The sequence below is a fragment of the Pseudomonas sp. GW822-FHT07A10 genome (assembly GCF_058798795.1).
The window spans coordinates 63,480-79,162 of record NZ_JBXAKV010000011.1 but is presented as its reverse complement, the minus strand read 5'-3'; the positions used below and the strand labels follow the sequence as shown (position 1 = coordinate 79,162).

At 60.0% G+C, this 15,683-nt stretch carries 15 protein-coding genes; 2 read left to right on the top strand and 13 right to left on the bottom strand.

Features of this window, described 5'->3' with window-relative positions; translation table 11 throughout:
- Positions 1-47 precede the first annotated feature (47 nt).
- Positions 48-581: a hypothetical protein gene (locus AC1RL4_RS19110; protein WP_019580208.1), complete on the top strand. Its 534-nt coding sequence runs from the start codon at positions 48-50 to the stop codon at positions 579-581.
- 5 nt (positions 582-586) lie between these two features.
- On the opposite strand, the gene AC1RL4_RS19105 is transcribed toward AC1RL4_RS19110, so the two are convergent.
- The 7 genes from AC1RL4_RS19105 to AC1RL4_RS19075 all read right to left on the bottom strand — a co-directional run bounded on the left by AC1RL4_RS19105 (position 587) and on the right by AC1RL4_RS19075 (position 7,102).
- Positions 587-898: a DUF7693 family protein gene (locus AC1RL4_RS19105; protein ID WP_230175041.1), complete on the bottom strand. Its 312-nt coding sequence runs from the start codon at positions 896-898 to the stop codon at positions 587-589.
- A 55-nt stretch (positions 899-953) separates the two neighbouring features.
- Positions 954-1,985, bottom strand: coding sequence for an HlyD family secretion protein (locus AC1RL4_RS19100; protein WP_230175039.1), 1,032 nt, complete (start codon positions 1,983-1,985; stop codon positions 954-956).
- Between the two features lie 6 nt (positions 1,986-1,991).
- Positions 1,992-3,488 (bottom strand): MFS transporter, encoded by a 1,497-nt coding sequence (locus AC1RL4_RS19095; RefSeq protein ID WP_230175037.1) that lies wholly within the window; start codon positions 3,486-3,488, stop codon positions 1,992-1,994.
- 71 nt (positions 3,489-3,559) lie between these two features.
- Positions 3,560-5,086, bottom strand: a complete 1,527-nt coding sequence (locus AC1RL4_RS19090) for an efflux transporter outer membrane subunit (RefSeq protein WP_230175035.1) — start codon at positions 5,084-5,086, stop codon at positions 3,560-3,562.
- 113 nt (positions 5,087-5,199) lie between these two features.
- On the bottom strand, positions 5,200-5,601 hold the full coding sequence (locus AC1RL4_RS19085) for a cupin domain-containing protein (RefSeq protein ID WP_018930042.1): 402 nt from the start codon (positions 5,599-5,601) through the stop codon (positions 5,200-5,202).
- 199 nt (positions 5,602-5,800) lie between these two features.
- A complete protein-coding gene (locus AC1RL4_RS19080) occupies positions 5,801-6,280 on the bottom strand; it encodes a carboxymuconolactone decarboxylase family protein (protein ID WP_493119925.1) in 480 nt (159 codons plus the stop codon).
- 72 nt (positions 6,281-6,352) lie between these two features.
- Positions 6,353-7,102 carry an SDR family oxidoreductase gene (locus AC1RL4_RS19075; RefSeq protein WP_204124032.1) on the bottom strand — a complete coding sequence of 250 codons (750 nt, stop codon included), beginning with the start codon at positions 7,100-7,102 and terminating at the stop codon, positions 6,353-6,355.
- Positions 7,103-7,328: 226 nt separating this feature from the next.
- Between AC1RL4_RS19075 and AC1RL4_RS19070 the strand changes: the two genes are divergently transcribed.
- The gene (locus AC1RL4_RS19070) at positions 7,329-8,903 is read left to right on the top strand and encodes a winged helix-turn-helix domain-containing tetratricopeptide repeat protein (RefSeq protein ID WP_230175033.1); all 1,575 of its coding nucleotides are present in this window, start codon (positions 7,329-7,331) and stop codon (positions 8,901-8,903) included.
- Between the two features lie 77 nt (positions 8,904-8,980).
- On the opposite strand, the gene AC1RL4_RS19065 is transcribed toward AC1RL4_RS19070, so the two are convergent.
- From AC1RL4_RS19065 to xylA, 6 genes are all read right to left on the bottom strand, one after another.
- Positions 8,981-9,460 (bottom strand): VOC family protein, encoded by a 480-nt coding sequence (locus tag AC1RL4_RS19065; RefSeq protein WP_230175032.1) that lies wholly within the window; start codon positions 9,458-9,460, stop codon positions 8,981-8,983.
- Positions 9,461-9,734: 274 nt separating this feature from the next.
- Complete coding sequence (locus AC1RL4_RS19060; protein ID WP_230175030.1) at positions 9,735-10,094, bottom strand: hypothetical protein; 360 nt, start codon at positions 10,092-10,094, stop codon at positions 9,735-9,737.
- 281 nt (positions 10,095-10,375) lie between these two features.
- On the bottom strand, positions 10,376-11,512 hold the full coding sequence (locus AC1RL4_RS19055) for a sugar ABC transporter permease (RefSeq protein ID WP_018930052.1): 1,137 nt from the start codon (positions 11,510-11,512) through the stop codon (positions 10,376-10,378).
- Positions 11,513-13,069, bottom strand: a complete 1,557-nt coding sequence (gene xylG, locus AC1RL4_RS19050; RefSeq protein WP_230175026.1) for a D-xylose ABC transporter ATP-binding protein — start codon at positions 13,067-13,069, stop codon at positions 11,513-11,515. It abuts the gene before it with no gap.
- A gap of 79 nt (positions 13,070-13,148) precedes the next feature.
- A complete protein-coding gene (xylF, locus tag AC1RL4_RS19045; RefSeq protein ID WP_019648608.1) occupies positions 13,149-14,150 on the bottom strand; it encodes a D-xylose ABC transporter substrate-binding protein in 1,002 nt (333 codons plus the stop codon).
- Between the two features lie 149 nt (positions 14,151-14,299).
- Positions 14,300-15,616 (bottom strand): xylose isomerase, encoded by a 1,317-nt coding sequence (xylA, locus tag AC1RL4_RS19040; protein ID WP_493119921.1) that lies wholly within the window; start codon positions 15,614-15,616, stop codon positions 14,300-14,302.
- Between the last annotated feature and the right edge of the window lie 67 nt (positions 15,617-15,683).

Here is a 15,683-nt window from a genome sequence, read left to right as displayed (position 1 = left end):
CTCGAATGAGGCGGCTCTCAACCCAGTATGGATACGACGGACAAACAATGAACACTGCTCAACTATCGATTCGACAGTACATCAAAGCCAAGGACGGCAACCGTCCACATTTGTTAGACCAGGCCTTTGCGCCAGACGCGATACTGGACATGGTCGTGCACACCGGATCCATCTCGTTTCCACCCCACGTCGAAGGCCTTGGGCCTATCGGTGATGTGCTGGTCAGGCGGTTCGGCCAGACCTTCGAAAACGTCTATACCTTCTGCCTGGGACACCCGCCTGAACCGCAGGCCAAAACCTTCCAGTGCAAATGGCTGGTTGGCATGTCCGACAAGCACTCCGGCGACGCCCGGGTCGGTTGCGGTCTGTATGAATGGCAGTTCAGCCCCGAGTCGGGACTTGTCCAGAGGCTCACTATCACCATTGAGCACATGAAAACCCTGCCAGCGACTGATCTGCACTGCATCATGGAGTGGCTATCGCATCTGGATTACCCATGGTGCTGCCCGCAAGCGTTAGTGAGCAATGCTCCAGACATAGACACGCTTGAAGAGGTGATCCAGTACGTGAAACAGAGCTGATCGCGTTAGCTCAATAGCCGCTCGACCTGCGCCAACTCCCAGGTGCTCAGCAAGCTGACCGGGTCTGTACCGTAACGCCAGGCCTGGAGTGTTCCCTCGCGACCGTCCGGGCTCCGGCAGTGTTGGCAGTGGTGCAAGTGGTTGCCGTCGAAGTCGAGGGTCAGACGCCAGCCTTCGATATCGACCTGTACCAGGCCGGGTTCACACGGCTCGTGGAGGCGCCGCAACGGGAGGACTTCCAGGGCGGCGTCTCGTAGGCGTTGGCAGACTTCGCGGGCGGTGAGGGCGGGTGTCGGGGTTAGGCTCTGCAAGGTCATTCTCATTCTTGGGAGTAGCTTTTGGAGCATTGTAACGAGACACGCCGGCGTCATATCACCGGATACGGATTTTCGGCGTCACGGACATGCCGACTCGCAGCTTCGCCGCCGCGGGCTGATCGGGATCGATGCGAATGCGTACAGGCAAGCGCTGGACGATTTTCGTGAAGTTGCCAGTGGCGTTGTGTGGCGCAACGGCGGAGTAGGTGACTCCGCTGGCCGGTCCCAGGCTGTCCACCGTTCCTTGCAGCGTCTCGCCCGGCAAGGCATCCACCTCGATATCCACGGCTTGACCCTTTTGTACGCGCGCCAGTTGCGTCTCCCGGAAGTTGGCCGTGACATAGACGGCATCGAGCGGAACGATCGACAGCAAGGGTTTTCCGGCATTGACGAAGGCACCGATACGTACCGATTTCTGCCCGATCGTGCCGCCGATCGGCGCAGTGATGCGGGTATAGGAAAGTTTCAGCTCTGCGGTGGCTTGTGCGGCTTGCGCGTGGGCAAGAGCCGCCCTGGCTTTCTCCAGATCAGCTTTCAGGATATCCACTTGCTGCCGAGCGGCCTGCAAACCCGCCTGGCTCGTTTCCCCACGGGCCTGTTGAATGCTCAATTGCGCTTCGGCCTGTTGCCGCGCTTGCACCGTTCCCGAGCCGTCGGTGGCCAGGTTGCGATAACGGGTCTGATTGACGCTGGCCAGCTTGAGCGCAGCGTCGTCTGCGGCAACGGCCGCTTGGGCCTGGCGGATGGCGGTTTCCTGCTGAATCAGGTGCGCTTGCAGGCTGGCGATGCCGGCCCGGGCACTGGCGACCTCGGCCTTCGCCGCGTTCAGGGCCGCAACGAAATCACGGTCGTCAATGATCGCAAGCAGATCGCCTTTCTTAACCAGCTGGTTGTCTTCGACCATCACTGAGTCGACCGTTCCCGACACCTGCGGTGCAACCGTGGTGAAGTCGGCGAGGACGTAGGCATCGTCCGTGGACTGGGTCGATGCTCTGGATTCGGGGCGATTGAGATAGAGAACACCGCCGATCGCCACTGCAAGCAGTAGCACCGCACTGATGATCCTGGCTTTCTTTGGCAAGGCCATGATGAGTTATCCGTGTGAGGAAGATGAAGGAGAGGTAGAGGGTGAGGCCGCGCGCACGTCGGGTGCGGTGATGTAGGTCAGCCGCAGCACCAGAGGAATCAACACCAGCGCCAGAATGCCCAGCACGCGATAGGCGTCGGCGATCGACAGCACCTGCGACTGCTGGCCGATGAGGTCCATCAATTGGGACGGCTCAAGCGCCAGGGCGTTATCTGCCAGGGCCGCATGGTCCAGCAGCATTTCCCCATGGAAACGACCGCGCATGGTCATCAGCTGTCCGACCACTGCCGCACCGGCCAGTGAACCGAAGGCGCGCAGGGTGTTGATGGTGCCGGACACATAAGGTCCTTCGGGGGGCTGCACGACACTGGTGACCAGAAACAGCATCGATACCACCGCCATTGGCTGGCCGAAGGCTTGCAGCGTTTGCACCACGACGAACTGCTCGCGGTTCCAGTCGGAGGTCAATTGCGCGCCGCAAAAGCATGCCAGTGCGATCAACAACAACCCCAACGTGAACACGATGCGCGCATCGACTCGCTTCTGATACAGCAGCAGCGCCACGACAGGCCCCAGGACCAGTTGCGGCAAGGCGACGATCAGACCGATCGATGCCATTTGCAGGGGGCGGTAGTTCTGCAAAGGGCCGAGATAACTGGCCGGCAAGAGTGAGCTGGACATCAGCACCACCAGCAGGCAGACGAACAGAATGCAACCCAGTCCCAGGTTGCGGCGGCCGAGGATCTGCAATTTTATGAACGGCGAGGGGTGATACCACTCAGTCAGCAGGTAGACGGCCAGCAGGGCCAGCCCGGCCACCAGCGATAACGTGATCAAGGGCGAATGAAACCAGTCCAGCCGCACGCCTTGATCCAGTGCAACGGTGATCAAACCGAGCGCGGGCACACCGCAAGCCATGCCAGACCAATTGGCTTGCCCAAAGCGTGCGATCTGAATGGGCTCCCGCGGCAGTCCCCACCCGACCAACAATCCGGCGATGAGGGCCAGGGGAATGATCTGCCAGTACACCCAGTGCCAGTCGAACAGCCCATCCGTCCAGTACCCGGCCAGCCAGATCGAGAGATTGGGCGCGAAGGTCGCGGTCATCGCATACAGCGCCAGCCCATACAGCCGGATGGGCGCTGGCAGGAATTTCAGCGCCGCCATCATCAGCAACGGAATCGTCGTACCGCAGGCAATGCCTTGCACAAAGCGCAAGGTCAGCAGCAGGTTCAGATCGTGGATGAAGGGCAGGATCACCGCCAGCAGCGCACAACTGCCGAGCATCCACAGCTCGAAGCGGCGCAGCGAAAGCGTAATGGCGAACCATGCCGCAAAGGGCATGGCAATCAGTTCCCCGGCGCTGTACGCGGTGGTCAGCCAGGAGGCATCGTCGAGGCCAAAACCGAGTGCACCACGTACATCGGCCAACGCCAATGCGCCGACGCGGGTGTTCAACCCAGCCATCATGGCTGCGATGAAAATCCCGACGAGACCTGCCATTGGGCGTATCGAGGGCTTGGCCCCGGGCGCTGCGGTAGCAGGGACGTGCGCTGGCGACAACGCGACGCCGTTCATTGGCCGGCCTTCGAGGGTGCAGCGACCGGAGACGCGAGGGCAACCGATGGAGGTGCCGTCGAGTGATCGATGCCAACCTGCGGGTCCCAACCGCCACCCAGCGACTTGTAGAGGTTGACCACGGTGAGCGTGGCGTTGGTTGCGCTGTCGTTGAGACTGGTTTGGCTGGCAAGCACATTGAGCTGCGCCGTCAGTACGCTCAGATAGTCCGTAGCGCCTTGCTGATAGCCACGTTCGGCAGACTGCAGTGCCTGCTTGTTCTGTTCATACGAATCCAGCAATTCAGCGTGCCGGCGTTGTTGGGCCGCCCAGGCATCCAGGGCGTTGTCCACTTCATGCCAGGCTCGCAATACCGTTTGCCGATAAGCCAGCGCGGCGGTTTTTTGCCGTGATTCGTTCAGGGCCAGGCGTTGCGTCAACCGTCCCCCCTGGAAGATCGGAAGGTAAACCGTCGGGCCGACGGAAAAGAAGCGCGAGTCCCAACTCGCGAGATCGCCACTTTCAAAAGCTTCCACGCCGACTTTTCCTTTCAAGCCGATACGTGGGTAGAAATCGGCCTTGGCCACACCGATGGCGGCTGTCGCGGCATGCAGCTGGGCTTCGGCGCGCAGGATGTCGGGTCGCCGGTGAGCCAGTTCAGAAGAGACGCCGACCGGTACACGAGTCGGCAGCGAAGGCAAGGGCATGGCTTGACGCAGTTGCGCATCGAGTGCGCGCGGCTGCTCTCCCAACAGCAACGCCAGTGCATTCATCAGGGCGTTGCGGCGCTGGGTCAGATCGGGAACCAAGGCTTTGATCGTCGCCAATTGCGCGCGAGCGGACGAGGTTTCGAAGCGCGTCGCGACGCCGTTACGCTCGCGGCTTTCGGCCAGGCCGAGGGTGCGTTCGGCAATCCTCAGATTTTGCTGCGCAATGTCCAGTTGTGCCTGCGTTCCGCGCAACTGCAAATAGGTGCGCGCCACTTCGGCGGACAAAGCTACCCGTGCCGCTTCGCGGTCATACACCGTGGCTTCCAGGGTCGCTGCAGCACCTTCGCGCGTGCGCTGGGCACGGCCCCACAGGTCGAGCTCCCAACTGGCATCGAATCCAAGCTGCCAGAAATTATCGGGGGCAGTAGGCGCTCCCAGGGCGGCGAACTTGCCATGTTCGCTGAGCCCCTCACGCGTGTAGCTGGCATTGGCCGCCACGCTGGGCAGCAACTGCGAGGAGGCGATGCCCAGTTGCGCCCGGCTTTGTTCAATGCGTTCGGAGGCTATGAGCAGATCAAGGTTGTCAGCCTGCGCACGTGATTGCAGCTCGGCGAGCACGGCGTCGTTGAACAACAACCACCATTGGGAGGGCACTGCGGCGTCGGAAGTCAGGGGGACGCTTGGGTGGTCCTGTCTGGGCGCTAGCACCACTTCGCGAAGACCATTCTCAGGCTTCACGAAATCGGGGCCGACCATGCAGCCGGCCAGCGAAACTGCGCCTAGGGTTGCGATTGCGCACTGCCGTAATTGTGAAAGCAGCCGTTGTGAGGTCATTGCAGCGTCCTGTCGAGGAAGGGATCGCCCCAGGCCGAAATCGTTGAACGGATGATGTCGGCCGAGTAGGGCGTCACCGAGCACGCAGCTGGCCGCGTGTGCGGGCGGTGCTGTCAGTGCACCGGAGTAAAAATGGGCTTGCTCTTGTCCTTCAACAGGACGACCAGAAACTTGGCGGGTTTGGTGAGGCTGGCGTTGCGCCCGACCGTGTGGACGTCGTCCGGGCCTTCGTAGAAGGTCTGGCCCGGTGTCAGCGTGACGGATTCGCCGCCGCGCACGCCCATCACAATCGAACCCTCCAGCACATAGATGAATCCGTGTGCATTGTGCCGATGCACGGGATCGCCTCCACCCGGTGGAAACTCCACCGTGATCATCACCGCTTCCTTATCGGGATAGTCCGCCAGTGCTTTGGTCATCAGCGGTGTTACCTGCGCCGGTGGCAATGCCTCCTGTGCGCCGGCGGTGCCGGTGGTCAACAGAAGCCCTATGGCGAACGTTCTGAAAATGGACATGGCGTGTTCCTCGTTGTCGATCTGTCAGGGGTTAATGTCGGTCAGTCATTGTGGCGAGGGGGCTTGTCGGATCGCCGCATCGCCCCGTTTGAGTGCGTAGCACTCACAAGATCTTTGGTGTGTCAGAGATTTTGGGTCTGCTTCGCAGCCCAACGGGGGCAAGCCCCCTCGCCACAGGTCACTCCCACACTGTGCGCGGTCAGGACAGGCCGGACTTGTCTACGCCGAATGCCTTGTCGTACGAGCCGGGCACGACCTGGAAGCCCACGTTGATGCGATTCCAGGCATTGATCGACATGATCAGGAAGGTCAGGTCCGATAGCTCTTTCTCGGAGAGTTGTATACGAACACGCTCATAGAGCTCATCAGGCACGCCATGGGCGGGAATCTGGGTGAGGATTTCGGTCCATGCCAAGGCCGCGCGTTCGCGTGGGCTGAACAGCGTTGACTCACGCCAGATGGCGACATGGTGGATCCTGAGCGGCCGCTCGCCATGGATCGTGGCTTCCTTCACGTGCATGTCCACGCAGAAGGCGCAGCCGTTGAGTTGCGATGCCCTGATATCCACGAGATCGCGCAGCGACTCCTCGATGGCGCATTGCTTGAAGGCAAGGCTGAACTCGACGAACTTCTTGAGCAGCTCGGGGGATTGCTTCTGGTAATCGATGCGCTGGGTCATGGTGAATCCTCTGTGTGAGAAATACGTAGGTGGAGATTCGATAGCGTCCTGCCTGGCTGACTGGCGCGGTCCTTAAGCCGATGTGCGGCTGAGCCAGTTCAGGAAGCGTGTCGGACCGATGTGCGCGTCGTCGCCCGCGACCAGGGATCGATCATTCAACTCATCGCCGAAGTAGCGCGCATGTACGTCGGCGATGACCTGCCGTTTGTCGTGGTGCGCGGCAAGAAACTTGCGCGCCAGTTCGTCGAGAGGGAAACGATCCGGTCCGCCCACCTCGACCATGCCATTGACCGGTGCCCCGACCGCAAGATCGGCCAGCACCGCCGAGACGTCATCCGATGCGATGGGCTGGATAAGGGCAGGCGAGAGGCGAATCGTGTCGCCGTCGGCACCCGAATTGACAATGCCTTCGATGAACTCGAAGAACTGCGTCGAACGCAGGATGGTGTAGGGGATCTTCGACGCCTTGATCAACTCTTCCTGGGCGACTTTTGCCCGGAAGTAACCGCTTTGCGGAAGACGATCGGGGCCTACGACAGAGAGCGCGACATGGTGCTCCACCCCAGCGGCCGCTTCGGCTGCAAGCAGGTTTCGACCGGACGTTTGAAAGAATTCCATGACGGCCCGGTCTTCAAATGAGGGAGAGTTCGCCACATCGACGACGACCTGGGCACCGGCAAGCGCTTCGGCCAACCCCTCGCCAGTGAGGGTGTTCACGCCCGTACGTGGCGAGGCCGCCACCGTCTCGTGTCCATAGAGACGTAGCCTGCTGACAATGTTCGACCCGATCAGTCCGCTACCGCCAATAACGACAATTTTCATGTCCCGCTCCTCGGTTGGGTGTCGATCAAATTCGTTGCAGTGATCGATGTAGGGAGCATGCTCGCCAGCCGGGCGCGATACTTTGTCGAAGCCTTGGGTTTCCATTGAATTTGGCTTGGCTATTTGTCCAGGAACCCGTGTTATAAATCACGTCGCCTGGCCGCCAATCGTCGGCCGGTAACCACGGGCATGTGCCCGACGCGTGAGTACGGGACAGGAGCCCTGAATGCTATTGGTGTTTGATGACTGCGTGCTTGACCTGGACCGGCGAGAACTCCTTCGGGCCTCCCAGGTCGTTGCCACTGCGCCCCAGGTTTTCGACCTGCTGGTTTACCTGGCGCAGAACCGCGAGCACGTCGTCAGCCGGGACGACCTGATCAATGCGATATGGACCGGCCGAATCGTCTCCGAGTCGACCCTGGCCAGCCACATCAATGCGGTGCGCAAGGCAGTCGGTGACAACGGTCAGCAGCAGCGTGTGATTCGAACGGTGGCCCGCAAGGGATTCCGGTTCGTCGCCGACGTCAAGTCGCTGGATTGCGTTGGCCTTCCAGGCACCGAATCCGCCCCCTCGGTTCAAGCCTCTGCATCCGAGCCGGCGCTGCCGGCCAAACCGTCCATCGCGGTCTTGCCGTTCGTGAACTTGAGCGGGGACGAAGAGCAGGACTACCTGGCCGACGGCGTGGTAGGGGACATCATCGCGGCGCTGTCGCAGTATCGCTGGCTGTTTGTCGTCGCGCGCAACTCGAGTTTTACCTACAAGACCCGCACGGTGGACGTGAAACAAGTCGGTCGCGAACTGGGCGTTCGCTATGTGCTGGAGGGCAGTTGGCGCAAAGCCAACAATCGCGTGCGCATCACGGCCCAGCTGATCGATGCGACAACCGGGGCTCACCATTGGGCAGGCCGTTTCGAAGGTGTGCTGGGGGACATTTTCGAACTGCAGGACCAGATCACCGAAAGCGTGGTCGGCGCAATCGCACCACAGCTTGAGCGGGCAGAGATCGAACGTGCGAGGCACACGCCCACCGAAAGCCTCGACGCCTACGATTACTATCTGCGCGCAATGGCCAAGCTTCATCATGGCACCCGGGAGGCCATCGACCAGGCGCTGCCGCTCTTCCATAGGGCCATAGAGTTCGACCCGGATTTCGCATCGGCCTATGCGATGGCGGCCTGGTGTCATAGTTGGCGCAAAGCCAATCGCTGGATGACCGATCATCCACGGGAGGTCGCGGAGGGTATCCGACTCGCTCGCCGGGCAGTGGAGTTGGACAAGGGCGATGCGGTCGCTCTCACCAGAAGCGGCCACACGCTTGGCTATCTTGCCGGCGACCTGCGGGGTGGCATTGCTTTGCTGGACAAGGCACTCGTGCTCAATCCGAACCTCGCCGCCGCGTGGTTCCTCGGCGCGTTCCTCAGGCTCTGGCACGGCGAAACCGATGCAGCCATCGAGTACTTTACGCACGCCATGCGGTTCAGCCCCCTGGACCCGGAGCTGTACAGAATGCAAGCCGGAATGGCGGTCGCGAATCTCTTCGTGGGGCGCTTCGATACGGCGTCGTCATGGGCAGAGAAAGCACTTCGGGAGTTGCCCGATTTTCTTTTGGCTGTCGCCATCCTTGCAGCGAGCCATGCGCTTGCCGGACGGATGGCCGAAGCGCAGCGTGCAATGGACCATTTGCGCAAGCTCGATCCTACGTTGTGCCTCAGCACTATCTCTGATTGGCTACCGATCCACCGGCCGGAGAATCTCGCCACGCTGGTGGACGGTCTACGCATAGCGGGACTGCCGGAATAAGGGGCGCCGCCTGTTCACTGAGCGCGGAGAGGCGTCTGGAGCAACCAGAATCGACATATCCAAACGCCCAACGCTGGTTAACGCTCCAGAGCCGCTTCGATCGCAGCGATGTCGATCTTGCCCATCCCCATCATGGCGTCGAACGCGCGCTTGGCCGCCGCTCGATCAGGATTGGCTATCGCGGCGCTGAGGACGCGTGGCGTGATCTGCCACGACAGCCCCCACTTGTCCTGGCACCAGCCGCATACATTTTCCTGACCACCGTTGCCGACAATCGCGTTCCACAAGCGGTCGGTTTCGGCCTGGTCGTCGGTCGCCACCTGGAACGAGAAAGCCTCGTTGTGCTTGACCCCCGGCCCACCGTTCAGTCCGAGACAAGGGATGCCCATCACCGTGAACTCCACCGTCAAGACATCGCCCTGTTTACCCGCCGGGTAGTCGCCAGGCGCACGAAGGACAGCACCCACCGCGCTGTCCGGAAACGTCTCGGCGTAGAACGTCGCAGCGTCCAGCGCAGTGCCGTCGTACCAGAGACAAATCGTGTTCTTGCTGATCATCTTGGTTCTCCAGGGTTGGGATAGGTACGTGGATTTTAGCAGTGCAGGCGATCGCATATTCCTGATCTACGCTACAGGGCAGAACCGAGCGGCATATATGAGGTGGGGTTATGTCTGAGGATGGTTTTGGGCGCAGCAGGACAAGTATTTTCTTACCGGTTTTCAGTATCGGACAGTGCCCGATACGGCTAATGAAAAAGGCGCCTGACGACAGGATTGGAAATGCATTACTCATCACTTGTGGGGAGAGCCCATATATGATTTTTTAGCCGCTTTAGAGTCCCCCGAAACCGATAAACCAGGGGAGCATAGCCCCGCCTTTATGTCCTTTATACTCCGACTTTCTTCCAAGCTGCCTTCGACAATAAAGCAAGCTGATCATTGCTGGGATAAATAACAAGTTGAACAGCCATTGAAATGCATCTGTTGATTTCAAGGTGACCGCTGCAAGTAAATTTATTAGAACTATGCCAATGATTATAAGGTTGTATTTAATGTGTTGGCGATTGATTAAAGCAAAGCTTTCCCAGTCATAAATCAGCCAGTCGATGGAGAATTCGTCGCATTTAGGGCACTTATGGGTTGGCGGAAGTTTGTCTGCGATATAACCACAGCCAGGGCATAGAACTTTCATGGCGCTATCCTGAGACTCTCTCATTAGGTGACATGCCATGTCGCGTCTCTTGTCGCGGTAAGTGCGAGACCTATCGAGGGGAAACGCGACTGGGGCGACGGCAAGCGCGACTATGGTAAAGAGGGTAGCAGCGCCCCCCCTGTTTGCCACTAGTCTGTCCATCGACTGATTTTGGCCAATTTCTGCCTGTCACGAAGAGCAGCACCGACCCAATGCTGCCGGTCAGATCCCATGGATGTCGGACAAATAGCCCAAACGCCTATGGCATCATCCGCAGCGGATCAGCGTCGTCCGGTCCGGGTGCTCACATCTACCCACACGGCCAACACCAGAATGCTGCCCTTGACGATCATCTGCCAATAACTGTCGACGTCGAGCATGGACATGCCGTTGTCCAGGCTGGTGATGACCAGCGCGCCGAGGAGGGCGCCGTAGACAGTGCCGGAGCCGCCGCGCATGGAGGTGCCGCCGATGAAGCAGGCGGCGATGGCGTCGAGTTCGCCCATGCTACCGGCCGAGGGCGAACCGGCGGCCAGGCGCGCGGTGTTGACCACGCCGGCGAGGGCGCACATCACGCCCATGATCCCGAAAATCCAGAGCTTCACGGCCTGCACATTGATACCGGACAGGCGCGTCGCTTCCATGTTGCTGCCCACGGAATAGACGCGTCGGCCGAAGACGGTCTGACTGGTCACGTAGCTGAACCCGCCCAGCAGGATCAGCAGAAGCAGGACCGGCACGGGAATGCCGTCATAGCTGTTGAGGGTCTGGACGAAGCCGGCCAGTACCGCGCCGATCAACAGCACGCGTGCTACATCACGCACCAGTGAATGTGCCGCCAGGCCGTGAAGGGCGCGATTGCGCCGTTGTTTCCAGGTCAGGAACAACGTCAGTGCGAACAGCAGAACGCCCAGGCCCGTGCCGATCGTGTGTGGCAAATAACCCTGGCCAATGTAGACGAGCTCCGGCGACACCGGGGCGATGGTCGTGCCGCCGGTAATCCCCAGCAAAATGCCCCGGAAAGCCAGCATGCCCCCCAGCCCCACGATGAAAGACGGAATGCGCAGGTAGGCGGCCATGTAGCCGTTGGCGAGGCCGATCAGCAGTCCGCACAGGACGACAAGGCTCAGGTTCGCCAGCAGCGGTATGTGGTAAATAACGTCGAGAATGGCCGCGACGCCACCGAGCAGGCCCAGCAATGAGCCGACCGACAAATCGATCTCGCCGCTGATGATGACCAGCACCATGCCGCAGGCGAGAATCCCGGTAATGGACATCTGGCGCAGCAGATTGGAGAGGTTGCGCGGTGTCAGGAATCCGCCCTCGGTCTGCCAGCTGAAGAACAGCCAGATAAACGCCACGGCAAACACCAGCGCGAGCATCTTGTAGCGGGTGAAGAGTTGTTTGACCTGATTCATTTACGCGGATTTCCGATCTTTATTGTTATGGCTGTCAGGCTGGCTGAGTGCGGCGGCGAGCACCTGTTCCTGAGTGAGTTCATGGTTGATGAAGTCGCCCTGCAACCGGCCTTCGCCGATCACCAGTACGCGGTCGGAAACGCCGAGCACTTCGGCCAGCTCCGAAGACACCATGATGATCGACACGCCTTCGGCCGCCAGCGCCCCCATCAGCTTGTAGATCTCGTACTTGGCGCCGACATCCACCCCCCGGGTGGGCTCATCGAGAATCAGCACCCGGGGTTTGGTCAGCAGCATCTTCGCCAATACGGCTTTTTGTTGATTGCCGCCGGACAGACTGGTGATCGGCAGGAACGGGCTCGCGGTCTTGAGGTGCAGGCGCGAAATTTCCCGATCGATGCAGCCCAGTTCGGCTTCGGCATCGATGCGGGTCAGTCTCGAGTAACTGTCCAGCACGGCCAGGGTGATGTTCTGGCCGACTCCCAAGTCTGGAATGATGCCCTGGCGCTTGCGGTCCTCGGGCACCAGGCACAGGCCGGCACGGATTGACTTGAGCGGCGTGCGGGTGTCGATGAGTTGGCCGTTCAGCCAGACTTCACCTTCGTGGCGACCGGGGTAGGCGCCGAACAGCGCGGTCACCAGCTCGGTGCGGCCTGCACCGACCAGCCCGGCGATGCCGAGGATTTCCCCGCGTTTGAGGCTGAACGAAATATCGTCGACCCGTTTGCGCCCGGGGTTGTCGACGTCGTAGCAGGTGATGTGGCGGGCTTCGAAAATCACCTCGCCAATGTCGTGTGGCTCGGTGGGGTAGAGGTTGCTCATTTCCCGTCCGACCATCTGAGTGATGATCTGTGGAATATCCATGTCCGCCATGGCGGTCGTGGCGATGTGTTTGCCGTCCCGGATCACCGAAATGGTGTCGCACACGGCGGCCACTTCATCGAGCTTGTGGGAGATGTAGACACAGGCAACACCCTTGGCCTTGAGGTCGCGGATGATGTCCAGCAACACTTCGATTTCCGAACGGGTCAGGGCCGATGAAGGCTCGTCGAGGATTAGCAGGCGCGCGCGCTTGTTCAGCGCCTTGGCGATTTCCACCAGTTGCTGATAGCCGCCGCCGTACTGCGAAACCGGCAGCGATACGTTCATGTCCGGCACTTTCAGTTCACGCATCAGGGCTTCGGCGCGGTGGATCATCGCCGGGTAATTCATCCGCCCACCAGGCAGCGTCAGTTCATGGCCCATGAAAATGTTCTCGGCCACCGACAGGTCGGGAACCAGCGTCAGTTCCTGGTGAATGATGACGATACCGGCGGCTTCCGTTTCGCTGATCGATTGCGCCTTGAGCGGTTGACCGTCCCAGAGGATCTCACCGTCCCAGGTGCCATGGGGGTACACCGCGGAAAGGATCTTCATCAGCGTGGACTTGCCGGCGCCATTCTCGCCGCACAGCCCGACGCACTCACCCGGCTTGACCTTGATATCGATGCCATTGAGCGCTTTGACACCGCCGAAGGTTTTGACGATACCGTTCATTTGCAGCAGATAGTCGGACATGGCAGAGACTCATAAGCGGCAGGTACGAGGCTGGTCCCGCAGGAGCGAGCTCCTGCAGGGGGGCATTACGGGGTGATGATCACTTTCCGGCAATCTGCGCCTTGGTGTAGAACCCGTCCTGTTCCAGCAGGTCGATGTTGTCCTTGGTCAACGGCGTCGGAGTGAGCAGGATGGTGTCGACTTTTTTGCTGCCGTTGTCGTACTGCGAGCTGTAGGCGGGTTTCTCGTTACGCGCCAGTTGCACCGAGAGCTTGGCGGCTTCGGAGGCGATGAGTTTCAGCGGCTTGTACACGGTCATGGTTTGAGTGCCGGCGATCACTCGCTTGACCGCTGCGAGGTCCGCGTCCTGCCCCGAAATTGGCACCTTGCCGGCCAGTTGCTGAGCGGCCAGGGCCTGGATGGCGCCGCCTGCCGTGGCGTCGTTGGAGGCGACGATGCCGTCGATTTTGTTGGCGTTGCGGGTCAAGGCGTTTTCAACAATGCTCAGCGCTTCGGTAGGGTTCCATTCCTTCACCCATTGTTGGCCGACGATCTTGATATCACCTTTGTCGATGGCCGGTTGCAGCACTTTCATCTGACCTTCGCGCAGGACTTTTGCGTTGTTGTCGGTGGGCGCACCGCCGAGCAGAAAGTAATTGCCCTTGGGCGCTGCGTGCAGCACGCCGCTGGCCTGCATCTCGCCGACCTTTTCGTTATCGAAGGAAATGTAGGCGTCGATATCCGCGTTGAGTATCAGGCGGTCATAGGACACGACCTTGATTCCGGCTTTCTTCGCTTCGGCCACTGCATTGGTCAGGACCGTGGCGTTGAACGGCACGATGACGATGACATCGACGCCACGGGAAATGAGGTTTTCGATTTGCGAAATCTGCTTTTGCTCGTTGGCATCGGCCGACTGTACGAAGACCTTGGCGTCCATTTTCTCCGCCGCCGCAACGAAGTAATCGCGGTCACGTGACCAGCGTTCCAGCCGCAGATCATCAATGGAGAAACCGATTTTCGGGTGGGCAGCATCGGCCATCACCGGCAGCGACAGCAGAGCCAGGGCGCTGGCAAATAGCGCGCGTTTTACGTTCTTCATGGTGGTGCGTCCTTTTATTTTTGTTTGAAAGACACGGCCTGACGATGAGTATCGGGCTGGTAGAACTGTAGAGAATCTGCAGACGCAGAGGACACAGATTTGTCGTGCGAATGTCACAGCGTTGTTGCGCCCGCAGACCCCGTTGGCGATCAGCGATAGATAAACCGGTTGACGAGGTTTTCGAGCATCTCCTGCCTGCCGCTGACGGCCTGCGGATTCAGCTCGTTGGCGAATGCGTGTTCGGCTAACGACTGGAGGTTGAACTCACCCGCCAGCACCGCCTGCCCGAACGACTGCTGCCAGCCGGCGTAGCGTTGATCCTTGAGCTGCTGAAGCTGGTCGTTCTGCACCATGGCGGCTGCCTGCTCCAAGGACAGGGCTAAGACGTCCATTGCGCCGACGTGACCATGGAACAGATCGATCTCATCGAGGCTCTGGCGGCGGACCTTGGAGTCGAAGTTGAACCCGCCATTCTTGAACCCGCCGGCCTTGAGAATTTCATAGGTGACTAAGGTCATTTCTTCGACGCTGTTGGGGAATTGATCGGTGTCCCAGCCGTTTTGCGGATCACCGCGGTTGGCGTCGATGCTGCCGAAAATCCCCAGCGAGACGGCCGTCGCAACCTCGTGATGAAAGCTATGACCGGCCAGGGTCGCGTGGTTGGCCTCGATGTTGACCTTGATTTCCTTTTCCAGGCCGAACTGCTGGAGAAAGCCAAACACGGTGGCGCTGTCGTAATCGTATTGGTGCTTGGTCGGCTCCTGCGGCTTGGGTTCGATCAGCAGGTCGCCTTTGAAACCGATCTTGTGCTTGTGCTCGACCACCATGCGCATAAAGCGGCCCAGTTGTTCGCGTTCACGTTTCAAGTCGGTGTTGAGCAGGGTTTCGTAGCCTTCGCGACCGCCCCACAACACGTAGTTGGACCCTTTCAGGCGTTGGGTCGCGTTCATGGCGCTGAATACCTGGGCAGCAGCGCAGGCGAACACTTCGGGGTCAGGGTTGCTGGCGGCGCCTGCGGCAAAGCGCGGGTTGCTGAAGCAGTTGGCAGTTCCCCACAGCAGCTTGATCCCGGTTTCTTCCTGGTGTCGCTCCAGATGATCAATCATTTGCGCGAAGTGGTTGCGGTACTCCTTCAGTGAATTGCCTTCCGGGGCGACATCCGTGTCGTGGAAGCAGTAATAGTCGATACCCAATTTGGAGAAGAACTCGAACGCGGCTGCCGCCTTGCCAATGGCCAGCTCCATCGGGTCGCCGGCGTGTTGCCACGGGCGCTTGAAAGTACCTGCACCGAACACATCCGAACCCGGCCAGACGAAGGTGTGCCAATAACAGGCGGCCATGCGCAGGTGTTCGCGCATGGGTTTACCGAGGATGATTTTGTCGGCGTCGTAGTGACGGAAGGCGAGGGGAGAATCACTGGCAGGGCCTTCGTAGCGGATCCGGTCGACATCGGGGAAGTACGGCATTGGCAATGTCCTTGTTGTTCTTGGGCGTGTCTCGATACTAACAACGGCCCCATGCCTGCTGATTATG